This is a genomic window from Acidovorax sp. SUPP3334, assembly GCF_030159055.1.
Lineage (GTDB): Bacteria > Pseudomonadota > Gammaproteobacteria > Burkholderiales > Burkholderiaceae_C > Paracidovorax.
This window is the reverse complement of record NZ_BQXQ01000013.1, coordinates 102836-118032: the sequence shown is the minus strand read 5'-3', so window position 1 is coordinate 118032 and position 15197 is coordinate 102836. Positions and strand designations below refer to the sequence as shown.

Below are 15197 nucleotides of genomic sequence, written 5' to 3'. Positions count from 1 at the left end.
CACCAGCGTCAAGCAACTCGTCCAACGCATCGACCACTTCGTCACCGCCTACAACGCCAACTGCCAACCCTTCAGGTGGACCGCCACCGCGGATTCGATGCTCGAAAAGCTGCATCGACTTTGCTCAAGTATCAGCGGGACGGGACACTAACTGTATCTGAGAAAAGTAATAGCGCCCGGCTTTACTGAGACACAGTTCGACCGTGTAAGTGGCTCCATCCGCCACACCGAACACCGTTTCTTGCGTGTGCTTTCATGCATGTCTAACCTTTCAGAATTGAAACCATTCTGAATAGCCAATTCGTCCCTGGCTGTAGGCGACCATCGACGCAATGCAGCGCAGAAACTAACTGCCTCAAGAGCACACTTCACAATGAAAAAAGCGCTGCAATCTTTCGATTGCAGCGCTTTTTATTTTTTGGGGTGGCTGATGGGGCTCGAACCCACGACAACAGGAATCACAATCCTGGACTCTACCAACTGAGCTACAGCCACCGTAGCCTCGAATTATACCTACAAATCAGAGGCGTTCTTAAGAACCTGTCAATTTTCTAAAGCAGGCGCGCCGGCAGGCCGAGGCACCTTGAACTGGACCTTGTAGCGGTCCTTCAGCAACTCGTAATACGCGAGCGCTTCCGCCGCGCTGGCTGCTTGAGCGTACTGCTGATGTTGTTGGCGATTCGCAGCCTCGTCTGGCGCAGGCCGCGGCATCAATCGGTTCACCTTGATGACGGCAAAGCCCTGGGCACCGAGACTGACGCCCTCCCAGGCGGGCAGTGCATCCACGCTGGAGTGCAAAGCCGCATCGATAACGGCACGGGGCAGATTTTGTGGCTGATCACGCGAAATGGTCACGGCTGGAGAAAGGCCGGCGGCCGATGCAGGCGTCGCCTTCCAGGCAGCGAGCTTGGCTTCGCCTTCCTTGCGAGCCATCTCCGAGGATTTCTCAGCCACATAAAGATCCTTCACGCGAGAGCGAACATCTTGCAGAGGCAATGCGCGAGCAGGGGTATAGGCCGTAATGCGCCCGGCAACCAAAGCACTGGGACCAGTTTCGATCGCTTCGGTGTTCCGCTTGTGCTCAATCGAATCCGGGGTGAAGAGCGCTTCGAGGAATCGCTGGTTGGCCAACGGCCCCTGGGCACCCGCAGCGGCGGTGCGAGTGACTCCGGTGGCAGTTTGCACCTTGAGCTTCAACTTGTCCGCCACGGCCTGAAGCCCGTCAGACTGTTCGTAAACGCCATTGGTGAATGCTTCCGCGACCTCGGCGAATTTTCGTTGTGCCTGTTGCTGCTTGAGTTCCGTTTCCAGCGTGGGGCGCAATTGCTCGAAGCTAGGTTGCTTGGGCGATTTGATATCGGTCAGTTGAATGATGTGATAGCCGAAATCCGATTCCACGACATTGCTGATCTCACCCTTCTTCATGGAGAACGCCGCATCTTCGAACGGCTTCACCATTGCGCCTCGTCCGAAAAAGTCCAAGTCGCCACCGGAAGTTGCCGAGCCGGTGTCCTGGGAGTATTTTTTGGCGACGTCAGCGAAGGTATTGGGGGCTTTGCGCACTTGCTCCAGCAACTCGGTGGCACGGGCCTTGGCTTTTTCACGATCTGCTGCCGGGGCATCCTTGCTGGCATTGATCAGGATATGGCTCGCACGCCGCTCTTCCTTACCAGCCAAACGTGCCAGGTTTTGCTGGTAGTAGGTGCGCAAGTCTTCATCGTTGACGACGATGCCAGCCTGAACCGCATTCATGTCCAGCACGACATACTCGATGTTCGCCTGCTCGGACTGCTGAAACGATGCCGCATGCGATGTGTAGTAAGCCCCCAGTTCGGCATCCGATGGAGCGACTTTCGCTGCAAAATCGGCGGCGTTGAAACGCGCCACTTGAATCTCACGGCGCTGGTACAAAGCATCCAGTGCCAACTGGGATTGCGCATTGCTACTGAACGAAGATCCCAGGATGCCCGCCATCACTTGGTTGACGGACAGATCACGGCGAACATTGGCCTCGAAGGCCTCAGGCGTCAGCCCCTGTGCACCAACGATCGCCCGATACGCTTCTGCGTCCAAGGTGCCGTCAGGGCGCTTCAGGCTTGCGATGGCGGGAATGTCCTGCAGCGTGCGGGCCAATTGCGAATCGCTGGCGATCAGGTGCATCTTTTGCGCAGCGGTCTGCAACACGCGGTCTCGAACCATGCGCTCCAGCGTTGCATAGCGTGCCTGGGGCGTATCCAGAAGCTTGGCGTCCACATTGGGAGACCGGGCGCGAATGCGATCCGTCTCTACGCGGTGGGCGTTGTCCCACTCGTCCTGCGTGATGTCATGCCCATCGACCCGTGCAACCACAGGGCTCTTGCCCGAGAAGTAGCTTCGATCAATGCCGACAAGGACAAAAGACGGAATGATCAGCAAGAACAGCAAGAACATCACGATCTTGGAGTGCTTGCGGATGGATTCGAACATGTGCAATCTTTCAGTGGCGACAAAAGAAAAGGCGAACTCGCGTTCGCCTTTTTGTTCGGTGGTGGGTGCTGACGGGGTCGAACCGCCGACCTACGCCTTGTAAGGGCGCCGCTCTACCAACTGAGCTAAGCACCCCACCTTAAACATGAACCTTCAGTTCAGAGCATCCTTCAATGCCTTGCCTGGACGGAACTTCGGGACTTTAGCAGCCTTGATCTTAATCGTATCGCCCGTACGGGGATTACGACCAGTACGCGCAGCGCGTTTGCCCACGGCAAAAGTGCCAAAACCGACGAGAGACACCGTACCGCCCTTCTTGAGGGTCTTCTTGACCGCCTCGATCGTAGACTCCAGCGCTCGCGCTGCTGCAGCCTTGGAGATGTCGGCGTTATTAGCAATGTGCTCAATCAATTCGGTTTTATTCACAAGAAGCCTCTCGGGATAAGAGTTGGATGGAATGTCTTTTGCAAATCTGGCCCTTCGACACGCGCCACGCTAGACCACGACGAAGTGGGGCATTGGGTAGGCGGGGAAGGGCTGACACTGGGGCAGATTTCTGCTGTGTCAGATTAAAGCCATCGACTTTCCGGGTGTCAATACAGGATGCCGTTTTGCGGCAGCGTAGCAGCGGATTCTAGACGCATTTACGAGGCGGGCCGGGGCTTGCGAGGCCTTTTTCTTGGGGCGTTGCGCCCATAGGCTCATCCCGTATTGACAAGCTGACAGCAGATTCTTTGTGCTGCTGCGATTCGCCGATTGCGCAGTGCTCAGCGCTGTCTACTTTTTCACTCTGGCACGGATCTCGGGCAGCGCTTTGCGCAAGTAATACACCATGGACCACACCGTCAACACGGCTGCGATCCAGATGAGCCAGGTTCCCCAGACTCCCGTGTCGATGACCTCAAAAAGTCGGCCGTCGTACAGCAGAAAGGGAATCGCGACCATCTGCACGGTGGTCTTGACCTTGCCAAGCATGTGTACGGCCACGCTGCGGGAGGCGCCGATCTGCGCCATCCATTCGCGAAGCGCGGAAATGGCGATCTCCCGGCCGATGATGATCATCGCAACGAACACATCGGCACGTTGCAGGTGCACGAGAACCAGCAGTGACGCACACACCAGAAACTTGTCAGCGACCGGGTCCAGGAAGGCGCCGAACGAAGAGGTCTGATTGAGCTTTCGCGCCAAGTAGCCATCGAGCCAATCCGTCGCTGCGAAGATGACGAACATCACCGTGGCGATGAGATTGCGAGTGGCTGGGTCCAGCGGTGCGTAGAACACCCCCACGATCAAAGGTATCGCGACGATGCGCGTCCAGGTCATGATGGTGGGGATGGTCAGGAACATGCGGCGATTGTGTCATGCCCATTCAAGGCGCATGGCCGAAGCGGGCCATTTGATCCGTACGCTTCAGCGAAGCGCGCGGTATATCTCTTCCGCGAGATCGCGCGAGATGCCTTCGACCGTCATCAAGTCCTCGACGCTGGCCGCAGCCACCCCGCGAACCCCGCCAAAGCGCTGCAGCAGCCTTGCCCGCTTTTTCGGCCCCACGCCAGGAACCTCCTCAAGCTGGCCTCCTCCGACTCGGACTTTGGCACGGGCCGCTCGCATGCCGGTGATCGCGAACCGATGGGCCTCATCGCGGATCTGCGCAACCAGCATCAGCGCGGCCGAATCCCGGCCCAAATAAACCTTTTCACGCCCGTCGGCAAACACCAACTCTTCCAGGCCCACCTTTCGGCCCTCGCCCTTCTCGACACCGACGATGCGGCTCAGGTCCAAGCCCAGTTCAGTGAAGACTTCGCGCGCCATGCTCACCTGGCCCTTGCCACCGTCCACCAGCACCAGGTCGGGCAGACGGGCATGGCCCGGCGCGGGCTCGGCCCCTCCCGCTTCGCGCTGCGCCTCTGCCACCTTGCTGTAGCGGCGCATCAGCACCTGGCGCATGGCCGCGTAGTCGTCGCCCCCAGTAATGCCTTCGATCTTGAAGCGGCGGTATTCACTGCTTTGCATCTTGTGGTGATGAAACACGACGCAGGACGCCTGCGTCGATTCTCCCGCCGTGTGCGAGATGTCGAAGCATTCGATCGTGAGGGTGTCGAGTTCTTCTTCGCCCAGGTCGAGCGCTTCGGCGAGCGCCCGGGTTCGCGCCTGCTGCGAGCCCTCTTCGGCCAGCAAGCGCGCAAGCTGGATGTCCGCGTTTTTCTGCGCCATGTCCAGCCACGCGCGGCGCTGCTCGCGGGGCTGATGCACCGCAGTGATGCGCAGGCCCGCCTGCTGCGACAGCGCCTCGATCAGTGCGCGATCCACGGGTTCACTGACGATCAGCGCGGGGGGCACTGGCACGCCGATGTAGTGCTGGGCGATGAAAGCCTCCAGCACCTGCGCCTCGATGGAACGTGCCGGAGCGGGGTGAGCCTGCGGGGTTCCGGCCTCTTCCGCCACTTCTTCAGCCTGGAAGACGGCTGCGGCATCCTCCACGTGCATCGGAAAATAGGCACGGTCGCCCAGGTGGCGGCCACCCCGCACCATCGCCAGATTCACGCAAGCGCGCCCTCCCAGCACCTTCACCGCCAGAATGTCCACGTCCTTGTCGGACACGGTTTCGATGGCTTGCTGATGCAGCACACGCGACAGCGCCGTGATCTGGTTGCGCACGTCTGCCGCCTGCTCGAATTCCAGCCGGCCGGAATGCTCCATCATGCGGGCCTCCATGGCCTTCAGCAGTTCCTGCGTCTCGCCACGCAGCATCGCCTCGGCATGCGCGACGTCGCTGGCATAGGCCTGGGGCGAAATCAGATCGACGCACGGCCCTGTGCAACGCTTGATCTGATACAGCAGACACGGGCGGGTGCGGTTGGAAAACACCGTGTCTTCGCAAGTGCGCAGGCGGAAGACTTTCTGCAGCAAAAGAATGGTTTCCTTCACGGCCCAGGCCCCCGGATAAGGCCCGAAGTAGCGGTGGCGCTTGTCGATGGCACCGCGGTAATACGCCATGCGGGGAAAAAGCTGGCCCGGCACTTCGCCCATGCCATCCTTTGCCGCTACCCCGGTGATTTTGAGATAGGGGTAGCTCTTGTCGTCCCGAAACAGGATGTTGTACTTCGGGTTCAGCGACTTGATGAGGTTGTTTTCCAGCAACAACGCTTCAGCCTCGGAGCGCACCACGGTGGTTTCCAGGCGGACGATCTTGCCCACCATGTGGCCAATTCGCGTACCGCCATGGGTCTTCGTGAAATAGCTGGAGACGCGCTTCTTGAGGTTTCGTGCCTTACCCACATAGAGCAAAGCACCTTGCGCGTCGAAGTAACGGTAGACACCCGGCAGGGGCGGCAATGCGGCCACCTGCGCGAGCAGTTCGGGAGAGTGCACATCGGACATGCCGCTATTGTGGCCAGACTCCACGCCCCAGCGCTGCTTCGCACCGCCAAGCCTGGCGGATCAGTGTGCCGCTGGACTTTCGTAAGCCCTGCGAGCCAACGCCATGGCCAAAATTTCAGAAGGATCGATCAACGTCCATGCCTCGGCTTCAGGCGCCTGCGGCAGAGCCAACGGTATTTCAGTACAGGCCATGACCAGTGCAATTTCGCCGTGGCGCTCGCGCAGGGCACGGCCCACGCGCGTGAAGCATTCCTGGGCCAAAGCCATGTCGCCGGCCTTGACGCCCTGATAGATGCCCTGCATGAGTATTTCGCGCTCCGCTGGGGTGGGAACCACGCAGTCGATGCCTTCCTGCGCCAGGACGGCGTCATAGAGGCCCATGCCATAGGTGCCTTGCGTGGCCAGCAGCGCCGCCCTGTCCATGCCGCGGCGCTTCAATTCGACCGCCGTCTCGCGGGCGATGTGCAGCAAGTCCACCGCGGGCACCCGTTCCTGCAATGCGCCATGCCATGCATGGGCGGTGTTGCAAGCGATGGCCACAGCCTTGGCCCCGACCGCCGATAGCTGCTCCAGCACCCGCGCCATCTCATCCAGCGGCTGAGGCGCTTGCGCATCGCTCAAAGCACGCGATCGGTCGGCCACCGGCACCTGCGCCATCCAGTGTTCGGGAAATGCCTGGTCTTGCACCGTGAGGCCATGCGCTTGCAGCCAGCGTTCGGATGCCTTCAGAAAAAGACGTGCGAAGTCCACCCCAGCCGCCGGCCCCATGCCGGCCAGAATGCCCACCTTGGCAGGCCCACGCAGCGTCTGCGATTCTGTAATCATCGAAGCATGCTCGACATGGCCGACAGGCAATTGACCATGCGAACGGCCGACTCCGTGTCCGGCGCCTGAAAGCGCACCGCATCGGACGCGATGCGCTGCAGCGTCGGCCATTGGCAGAACAGGTCGGCCAAAGCTGGCGTCTGCGCCTGTACATCCACCACCACCGGTCCACTGATGCGAAAGGGTTCCACCCCTGCACGCACCTGCACCGCGCCGGCCACGCCAGCCCGGATGGCAGCGCAAGCCTGTGCGGGCGAAAGACTGATACCGCTCGTGTGCCCGGTAGCCCGCTTGGTTTGGACGAACCGGGCCCAGGGAAAGAGCGGCTGCGTTTCGGCGATGAAAACATCATCGCCCGAACCCATGATGACTGGCGCACCATACGCACCGGCCAGTGCGCCATAGATACCGGCTTCGCCCAGTTCCTGGCCGTTGAAGGCGACACGCGCGAAAGCGAAGCTGTTGATGGTGTGGGCCAGGATTCCACGCCCCTGCGCCCGCGAGTGATAGCCGATGAGGCAGACGCCGTCCACACCCAGTTCCACCCCCGCCACCATGCTCAGATAACGGGGCTTGCCCTGAATCGCCTGCGCCCGCTCATCGAGCAGATCGGGCGGCATGTTCCTGAAGCCGCCGTGTGAATCGTTCACATAGACCTCTGCGGCTCCGGCATCGAAGGCCCCTGCGATGGCGGCATTGGCTTCGGCGGCCATGAGGCGCCGCGCCCGCTCGTATTCAGGATTGCCGGGGCGCACCTGCTCAGGGTGGTAGACCCCTGCCACGCCCTCGATGTCGACGGAGATGAGAATTTTCATGGTGCAGTCTTTGAAAGAATCGGCAGCCGGGGCAGCAAATCGCGCAGTGCATGGCGGTGGTGTCCGTCCCGGCCAATGACCGGCGCGGCATGCCAGAGGGCATGGACGATGGCTTGCTCCACGCCGTCTGCCGCGGCCTGGAACAGGCCATCCAACAGCGTTTCGTGCAGCATCGGCACGGCGGGCATGGGCTGCTCCGCCAGATGGGGCAAGGTGTAGGCGGTGGAAAACGCCAGGGCGATGTCGCCGCTGCCATGGCCATAGACCGAGCCGGTGCGTGCCAGGCCTGCCCCCGCCCGCAAGGCCAGGCGATCGAGTTGGCGCGCATCCAGCGGTGCATCGGTGGCCAGCACCATGATGATCGAACCCCGCTCGGTTTCCGCCGATTGCGCGCGCGAGATATCGTCGAGCAAGGTAGCGACATCGGCGCCGATGGCGGCCCCGCCCCATACCAGGTGCGGGAGCAGACCATAGTTGGCAAGCACCATCGCGCCCACCGTGCAGGTTCCACCGTGGCGCAGCTGCACCCGGCGCGACGCAGTGCCGATTCCGCCCTTGAGCTGAAAGCTCGACATGCCTCGCCCCGCGCCCACAGATCCCTGCGCAAAGCACGGCCCGGCATCGCCGCAGGCCTGCAGATAGTCGTTCTCACCCACGGCCATGCGCTGGATGTCGTTCAAGAACCCGTCATTGCACTCCAGCACCAGCGGATTGACCGTAGGCTGCGCCCGGCCCGTTTCGGGGTTGGCGGCTATGCATTGGCGGATCTGCGCTTGCGCCATGGCGCCGACGGAAAACGTATTGGTCAGCGCAATGGGCGTTTCGAGTTGTCCCAGTTCAGCCAGCTGCACCAGCCCCACGCTTTTGCCGAAGCCGTTGATCACCGCCATGCCCGCAGGCACCTTGTGGCGGAATGGGTCCAACCCGTGCGGGTGAATCACGGTGACGCCGGTCTGCACCGGTCCCTCACTGCGCGTGGCGTGCCCGACCGTCACGCCCGCCACATCGGTGATGGCGTCGAGCGGCCCTGCCAGCAGGTTGCCGATGCGCGGTGGCGCAAGGGCTGCAACCTCGGCCCTCGCGGCCATCGCGGAGGGCCTCATGATTGCCGGTCGATCTTGGGGTCGAGGGCGTCGCGCAGGCCATCGCCCAGCAGGTTGAACGCCAGCACGGTCAAGAAGATCGCCAGGCTCGGGAACAGCGCCACGTGCGGTGCGTTGACCATGTCGGCCCGTGCCTCGTTCAGCATCGCGCCCCACTCCGGTGTGGGAGGCTGCGCCCCCATGCCGAGGAACGAAAGACTGGCCGCCGTGATGATCGACGTGCCCACGCGCATCGTGAAGTACACGACGATCGACGAGATCGTGCCCGGCAGAATGTGGCGCACGATGATGGTCCAGTCCGAGGCACCGATGCTGCGCGCGGATTCGATGTAGGTCATCTGCTTGAGCACCAGCGTGTTGCCGCGCACCAGCCGTGCGAAGGCCGGCACGCTGAACACCGACACGGCGACGATCACATTGGTCATGTTGCTGCCCAGGATGGCCACCACACCGAGCGCCAGCAAGATGCCGGGAAAGGCGAACAGCACGTCCGAAATACGCATGACGATGCGGCCCCACCAGCCTTCGTAATAGCCCGCCAGCAGGCCGAGGGCCGTGCCGATCAGGCAGCCGATGAGCACCGACAGGAAACCTGCGGCCAGCGAGATGCGCGCGCCCATCAGGATGCGGCTGAAGATGTCACGGCCGAGCGGATCGACTCCGAACCAGTGGACGGCGGACGGCAGCTCGTTCAGCCGCTCGTAGTCGAAGAAACCTTCGGCGTCGTAGGGCACGAGCACCGGCGCCAGCACGGCCACCAGCACCAGCAGCAGCACGAAAGCCAGGGCCACCATCGCGACATGCTGCTTCTTGAATTTGCGCCAGAACTCGCGCCAGGGCGTGCGCACCGCACCGGCACTGGATGCGACGGGCGCCACCGAGGCAGCCGCCAGTTGCGCGGCATCGGGAGGCGTGGGGATGGAAGGCGTTGTCATACCGTCTCTTCGTGTTCGTGGAAAGGCAAGCGGGCCACCGGGGTCACTTGTAGCGGATGGTGGGATTGATGAAGCCGTAGAGCATGTCCACCACCAGATTGATGAGGATGAACTCCAGCGAGAACAGCAGCACCAGCGTCTGGATGACGGGATAGTCGCGCATGGTCACGGCATCCACCAGCAGGCGGCCCAGGCCTGGCCAGTTGAAGACGGCCTCCACCACGATGGAGCCGCCCAGCAGAAAACCAAACTGCAGCCCCATCATGGTGACGACGGGAATGAGCGCATTGCGCAGGCAATGCTTGAGGATCACGAGGCGCTCGTTGAGCCCCTTGGCGCGCGCCGTGCGCACGAAGTCTTCCTGCACCACCTCGACGAACGAGGCCCGGGTGAAGCGCGCCATCACTGCGGCGACAGCCGCCCCCAGCGTGATGGAGGGCAGGATGTAGTGCTGCCAGCTCGCAGCCCCCACCGTGGGCAACCAGCCCAGGTTGACCGAGAACACCTGCATCAGCACCATGCCCAGCGCGAACGCGGGGAACGAAATGCCCGACACCGCTAGCGTCATGCCCAGCCGGTCGGGCCACTTGTTGCGATACACGGCCGAGATGATGCCGATGCCCATGCCGAAGATGACCGACCAGACCATGCTGGTGACCGTGAGCGCCAGCGTGGGCAGAAAGCGCTCGCTGATCTCGGCGGCCACCGTGCGGCCGGTGCGGATGGACTTGCCGAAGTCACCCTGAACCATGCGCGTGAAGAAGTGCACGAACTGCTCGGGCAGCGGTCTGTCCAGGCCCAGGTCGTGTCGCACGACCGCGACGGCGGCCTCGTCGGCGTCCTGACCGGCCGCCAGGCGCGCGGGGTCGCCGGGCAGCATGTGGACGAACAGGAACACCAGCACGGCCACGATCAGCAGCGTGGGCAGGAGTCCCAGCAGTCGTTTGAGAAAGTAGTTCAGCATGGGTGCGGCGCTGCGGGCGCAGCGATGTTTTTTAGATGAAAGCAGGGGCAGCCCGCGCACGCCGGATCAGCGCGCGGGGCTGTCTTGGCCTGTTATTTCAGGTCGATCTCGTCGCTGTTGATGTTGCCGTCAGGCATCACATGCACGCCGGACAAGTGCTTGGAGTGGGCGTACAGAACGTCTTCCGTCACCAGCGGAATGCGTGGCAGGTCCTTGGCGATCTGCTCCTGCGCGGTCTTGTAGAGCGTGGCGCGCTCGGCGCCATTGGTGGTCAGCAGCGCCTTGGCGATGGACTCGTCCACCACGGGGTTGCTGTAGAAGGCGTAGTTCGCCAGCTTGGGCGCCCAGGACTCGGTGGAGAACAGGGGGCGCAGCGCCCAGTCGGCCTCACCGGTGGAGGAAGACCAGCCGATGTAGTACAGGCGCACCTTGGCGGTCTTGGGATCGGGCCACGAATCCACCTGCTCGGCGCGCTGGCCGGGCTCCAGCGCCTGCACCGACACCTTGATGCCGACCTGCTGCAACTGCTGCTGGATGAACTGGATCACCTTCTGGCTGGTGGTGTTGTTGTAGCCGCTCCACAGCACGGACTCGAACCCGTTGGGGTAGCCCGCTTCCTTCAGCAGTTCCTTGGCTTTGGCCACGTTGTAGGGGATGGGCTGCATCTTCACCGCGTATTCCACGCCCTGCGGCACGAAGCCCTGGGCCGGGAAGGCGTGGCCGTTGAAGGCCACCTTGGCCAGCGCTTCCTTGTTGATGGCGTAGCCGATGGCTTCGCGCACCTTGGGGTTGTCATACGGCTTTTGCAGCATGTTGAAAGTCAGGAAGCGCTGGATGATCGACGGCGCGGACACCACCGTGACCTTGTCGCTCTTTTGGAGCGTGGCGATCTGCTCGTAGGGCAGCGTGAAGGCGAAGTCGGCCTCGCCCGTCTGCAGCATGGCGGCGCGCGTGTTGTTCTCGATCACAGGCTTCCAGGTGACCTGATCGACCTTGGGGTAGCCTTTCTTCCAGTAAGCGGCGAACTTCTTGCCCACGATCGCCTCGGTCTGTTTCCATTCGACGAACTCGAACGGGCCGGTGCCCACGGGATGGAAAGCGATGTCCTTGCTGCCCCACTTGGCCAGCGCGGCGGGCGAGATCATCGCGGCCGAGGCATGGGCCAGCGCATTGATGAAGGGGCCGAAGGGTTCCTTGAGCGTGATGCGCAGCGTGGTCGGGTTCACGGCCTCGACCTTGGCGACGCGGTTGAACTGGTTGGCGCGCAGCAGCCGGTTCTCGGGATTCATCACGCGGTCGAGGGTGGCCTTGGCCGCGGCGGCGTTGAAGTCGGTGCCGTCGTGGAACTTGACGCCCGAGCGCAGCTTGAAGGTATAGACGAGGCCGTCATTCGACACTTCGTAGCTCTCGGCCAGCACGTTCTTGACCTTCATGTCCTTGTCGAACGCGAACAGGCCTTCGTAGAAGCTCTTGGTCACGGCGGTGGTGATGGTCGTGTTGGTGTTGTAGGGGTCGAGCGTCTCGGGCTGCTGGTAGATGGCCAGCACGGCGTTGCCGGCGGCCAGCGCGGAGCCGGACATGGCCAGGGCCAGCAGGCTGAAGGCGATGCGGCGAGTGGAAGCTTTCTTCATGGTTGAACTCCGGTGTGAAAAAGATCGAGGGTTTTCAAAATTGATAGCTGCTTTCGCTTGTCAGAAAAGCGCTGGAGGTCGATTGGCTTGAAACATTAACCCCCTTGCGGCGCCACGAAATGACCAGGGCCCACCTGCACCATCGGCAGCACCACGGGCTCGTCGCCCACGGCGCGGATGGGGCTGGGGATTTCGCCCTCCAGCAGCGCACGCTTCAGGTGCCGGCGCGCAGGGTCGGCCACCGGCACGGCGGTCATCAGCTTCTTCGTGTAGGCGTGCTGGGGGTTCTCGAAGATCGCGCGGCGCGGCCCGATCTCCACGATCTGGCCAAGGAACATCACCGCCACGCGGTGGCTGATGCGCTCCACCACCGCCATGTCGTGCGAGATGAACAGAAACGCCACGCCCAGCTCGCGCTGCAGGTCCAGCATGAGGTTGACGATCTGCGCCTGGATGGAGACGTCCAGCGCCGACACCGATTCGTCGGCCACCACCACCTTCGGGTTGAGCGCCAACGCGCGCGCGATGGCGATGCGCTGGCGCTGGCCGCCCGAAAACTCGTGCGGATACCGCTGCGCGTAGTCCCGCGGAAGCCCCACCTTTTCCAGCAGCCAGTCCACGCGTTCCTGCGCCTCGCGGCCGCTGGCCACCTTGTGCACCAGCAGGGGTTCCATGATCGAAAAGCCCACGGTCAGGCGTGGGTCCAGCGACGCGAAGGGGTCCTGAAAGATGAACTGGATGTCCCGGCGAAGCGCCTGCACTTCGCTCGTCGGCAGATCGAGAATGTTGCGGCCGCCGAACTCGATGGCGCCGCTCTGGCTGTCCACCAGCCGCAGCAGCGACCGCCCAGTGGTGGATTTGCCGCAGCCGGATTCACCCACCAGCGCCAGCGTTTCGCCGGGGTACAGGTCGAAGCTCACCTTCTCCACCGCATGCACGCGGCGCTTGACCTTGTTGAACAGCCCCGAGCGCAGATCGAAGCGCGTCACCAGGTCTTTCACGCGCAGGATGGGCTGGGCGCCCGCCGGGCGGGTGTCCACCGGCGTGGATTGCACCGCGACCGCCGCTGCCTTGGCCGCATCCCCGTCGGGCCGCAGCAGTTCGAAATGGCGCGGCAGGTCCGTGCCCTGCATGGCGCCCAGCTTGGGCACCGCCGACAGCAGCGCCTGGGTGTAGGCATGCTGCGGGGACGCGAAGATCTGCGCTGACGGGCCCTCTTCGACCTTGTCGCCGCGGTACATCACCAGCACCCGATCGGCCACTTCGGCCACCACGCCCATGTCGTGGGTGATGAAGATCACGCCCATGCGCATCTCATCCTGCAGCTGGCGAATCAGCTGCAGTATCTGCGCCTGGATGGTCACGTCCAGAGCCGTGGTGGGTTCGTCGGCGATCAGCAGCTGCGGCTTGCACGACAGCGCCATGGCGATCATCACGCGCTGGCGCATCCCGCCGGACAACTGGTGCGGAAAGCGGTCTAGCACATTGCGCGCTTCGGGGATTCGCACCAGTTCCAGCATGCGCAGCGCCTCGGCACGGGCCGCTGCACGGTCCTTGCCCTGGTGGTAGCGGATCGACTCCGCGATCTGCTCGCCCGCCGTGAACACGGGGTTGAGCGAGGTCATCGGCTCCTGGAAAATCATGGCCACGTCGGCACCGCGCACCGACTGCAGCGTGGCATTGCCGGCACGCACCATGTCCAGCACTTGCCCGCTGCTGCGCCGCAGCGCGATGGAACCGTTCAGGACCTTTCCGCCCCCATGCTCCACCAGGCGCATCAGCGCGAGCGAAGTGACCGATTTGCCCGATCCCGATTCGCCCACGATGGCCAGCGTCTCGCCCCGGTCCACATGGAAGGAAAGGTTGCGCACGGCGTCCACGGTGCGTTCCGAATTGGCAAAGCGGATCGTCAGATCGTCCACCGCCAGCACGCGCTGCTCCGGCAGGGCAAGGGACGGTTTAGTGCTCGAAGGGGTTGGGGTCATGGCAGCACAGGAAAAAGAAAGTCGATCAGTCGTTCGGTCGATCCGCGAGCCAGCAGGCCGTCAGGCACCGGAGGCACGGAAGATGAAGGATTCGGCCGCCTGGCCCACGCGGGCCAGTCCGCGGTACATGCCCTCGGTATTGAAAGGCAGGCAGACGTTGCCGTGGCGATCCACCGCGATGAGCCCGCCGGTGCCGCCCACCGCGGGCAGTGCGATGTGCATCACCGCTTCCGCAGCCGCCTGCAGCGAAGCGCCGCCGTAGGCCATGCGGGCGCAGATGTCGTGCGCCGCACTCACGCGGATGAAAGCCTCGCCATGGCCCGTGCACGACACTGCCGCCGTGCGGTCGTCGGCATACGTGCCTGCACCGATGAGCGGGCTGTCGCCCACGCGGCCAGGGCGCTTGTTGGTCATGCCGCCGGTCGAGGTTGCGGCAGCGAGGTGCCCCTGGGCGTCCAGCGCCACGGCGCCCACGGTGCCCATCTTGCGGTCCTCGTCCAGAACGCGGCCCGACAGGCCGGCCAGCGCGGCAGCGCCGTCGTGGTCCAGCACTGCGCCCGACTGGCGAGCTTGTGCGGCCAGCAGTTGCGCGCGCCGCGCATCGGTCGAAAAGTAGCCGGCATCGACCATCGCCAGGCCCGCCTCGCGCGCCAGGCGCTCGGCCCCCTCGCCCGCCATGAGCACATGCTGGCCCTGCTGCAGCACGGCGCGGGCCGCGAGGATGGGGTTGCGCACATGGCGCAGCCCCGCCACGGCACCGGCGGCCAGCGTGCCGCCTTCCATCAGCGCGGCGTCCAGCTCATGCGTCGCGTCGGCGGTGAACACCGCGCCATGCCCGGCATTGAAGAGCGGGCAGTCCTCCAGCATCTGCACGGCGACACATACCGCCTCCCCCGCCGAGCCGCCCTTCGCCAGCACGGCCTGCCCGGCACACAGCACGTCCTGAAGCACACCGTGATAGGCCCGCTCCTGCTGCACATCGATCTGCGCGCGGCTCAAAGTGCCGGCACCGCCGTGGATAGCGATCACGGGAGTGCAGGCGCCGAGGGGAGACGGGAAAACAGTCATGGGAAAGGATGGGGACGGTCAACG

General features: G+C 63.3%; 12 protein-coding genes, 2 tRNA genes and 1 pseudogene. 1 reads left to right on the top strand and 14 read right to left on the bottom strand.

Annotation, left to right across the window (positions count from 1 at the left end; all coding sequences use genetic code 11):
* Positions 1 to 151 (top strand): annotated as a pseudogene (locus AVHM3334_RS09830) (IS630 family transposase); the annotation flags it as partial.
* A 268-nt stretch (positions 152 to 419) separates the two neighbouring features.
* Here AVHM3334_RS09830 and AVHM3334_RS09825 read toward each other — a convergent pair.
* From AVHM3334_RS09825 to AVHM3334_RS09760, 14 genes are all read right to left on the bottom strand, one after another.
* A tRNA-His gene (locus tag AVHM3334_RS09825) sits at positions 420 to 495 on the bottom strand.
* A gap of 48 nt (positions 496 to 543) precedes the next feature.
* The gene (locus AVHM3334_RS09820; protein WP_284411797.1) at positions 544 to 2466 is read right to left on the bottom strand and encodes a SurA N-terminal domain-containing protein; all 1923 of its coding nucleotides are present in this window, start codon (positions 2464 to 2466) and stop codon (positions 544 to 546) included.
* A 59-nt stretch (positions 2467 to 2525) separates the two neighbouring features.
* Positions 2526 to 2601, bottom strand: a tRNA-Val gene (locus tag AVHM3334_RS09815).
* Positions 2602 to 2619: 18 nt separating this feature from the next.
* Positions 2620 to 2892: an HU family DNA-binding protein gene (locus AVHM3334_RS09810; RefSeq protein ID WP_007858657.1), complete on the bottom strand. Its 273-nt coding sequence runs from the start codon at positions 2890 to 2892 to the stop codon at positions 2620 to 2622.
* Between the two features lie 351 nt (positions 2893 to 3243).
* Positions 3244 to 3813 (bottom strand): CDP-diacylglycerol--glycerol-3-phosphate 3-phosphatidyltransferase, encoded by a 570-nt coding sequence (gene pgsA, locus AVHM3334_RS09805; RefSeq protein WP_284411794.1) that lies wholly within the window; start codon positions 3811 to 3813, stop codon positions 3244 to 3246.
* A gap of 63 nt (positions 3814 to 3876) precedes the next feature.
* Positions 3877 to 5847 (bottom strand): excinuclease ABC subunit UvrC, encoded by a 1971-nt coding sequence (gene uvrC / locus AVHM3334_RS09800; RefSeq protein WP_284411792.1) that lies wholly within the window; start codon positions 5845 to 5847, stop codon positions 3877 to 3879.
* A 60-nt stretch (positions 5848 to 5907) separates the two neighbouring features.
* Positions 5908 to 6672 (bottom strand): aspartate/glutamate racemase family protein, encoded by a 765-nt coding sequence (locus AVHM3334_RS09795; RefSeq protein ID WP_284411790.1) that lies wholly within the window; start codon positions 6670 to 6672, stop codon positions 5908 to 5910.
* Positions 6669 to 7487: a M55 family metallopeptidase gene (locus tag AVHM3334_RS09790; protein WP_284411789.1), complete on the bottom strand. Its 819-nt coding sequence runs from the start codon at positions 7485 to 7487 to the stop codon at positions 6669 to 6671. Before AVHM3334_RS09790 ends, AVHM3334_RS09795 begins: the two co-directional genes overlap by 4 nt.
* Positions 7484 to 8590, bottom strand: a complete 1107-nt coding sequence (locus AVHM3334_RS09785) for a P1 family peptidase (protein ID WP_502869888.1) — start codon at positions 8588 to 8590, stop codon at positions 7484 to 7486. Before AVHM3334_RS09785 ends, AVHM3334_RS09790 begins: the two co-directional genes overlap by 4 nt.
* The gene (gene gsiD, locus AVHM3334_RS09780; protein ID WP_284411787.1) at positions 8587 to 9525 is read right to left on the bottom strand and encodes a glutathione ABC transporter permease GsiD; all 939 of its coding nucleotides are present in this window, start codon (positions 9523 to 9525) and stop codon (positions 8587 to 8589) included. Before gsiD ends, AVHM3334_RS09785 begins: the two co-directional genes overlap by 4 nt.
* A gap of 43 nt (positions 9526 to 9568) precedes the next feature.
* Positions 9569 to 10489, bottom strand: coding sequence for a glutathione ABC transporter permease GsiC (gene gsiC / locus AVHM3334_RS09775; RefSeq protein ID WP_284411786.1), 921 nt, complete (start codon positions 10487 to 10489; stop codon positions 9569 to 9571).
* 92 nt (positions 10490 to 10581) lie between these two features.
* A complete protein-coding gene (gene gsiB, locus AVHM3334_RS09770; protein ID WP_284411784.1) occupies positions 10582 to 12120 on the bottom strand; it encodes a glutathione ABC transporter substrate-binding protein GsiB in 1539 nt (512 codons plus the stop codon).
* 95 nt (positions 12121 to 12215) lie between these two features.
* Positions 12216 to 14105 carry a dipeptide ABC transporter ATP-binding protein gene (locus AVHM3334_RS09765; protein ID WP_284411783.1) on the bottom strand — a complete coding sequence of 630 codons (1890 nt, stop codon included), beginning with the start codon at positions 14103 to 14105 and terminating at the stop codon, positions 12216 to 12218.
* A gap of 60 nt (positions 14106 to 14165) precedes the next feature.
* A complete protein-coding gene (locus tag AVHM3334_RS09760; RefSeq protein ID WP_284411781.1) occupies positions 14166 to 15173 on the bottom strand; it encodes an isoaspartyl peptidase/L-asparaginase family protein in 1008 nt (335 codons plus the stop codon).
* Positions 15174 to 15197 lie beyond the last annotated feature (24 nt).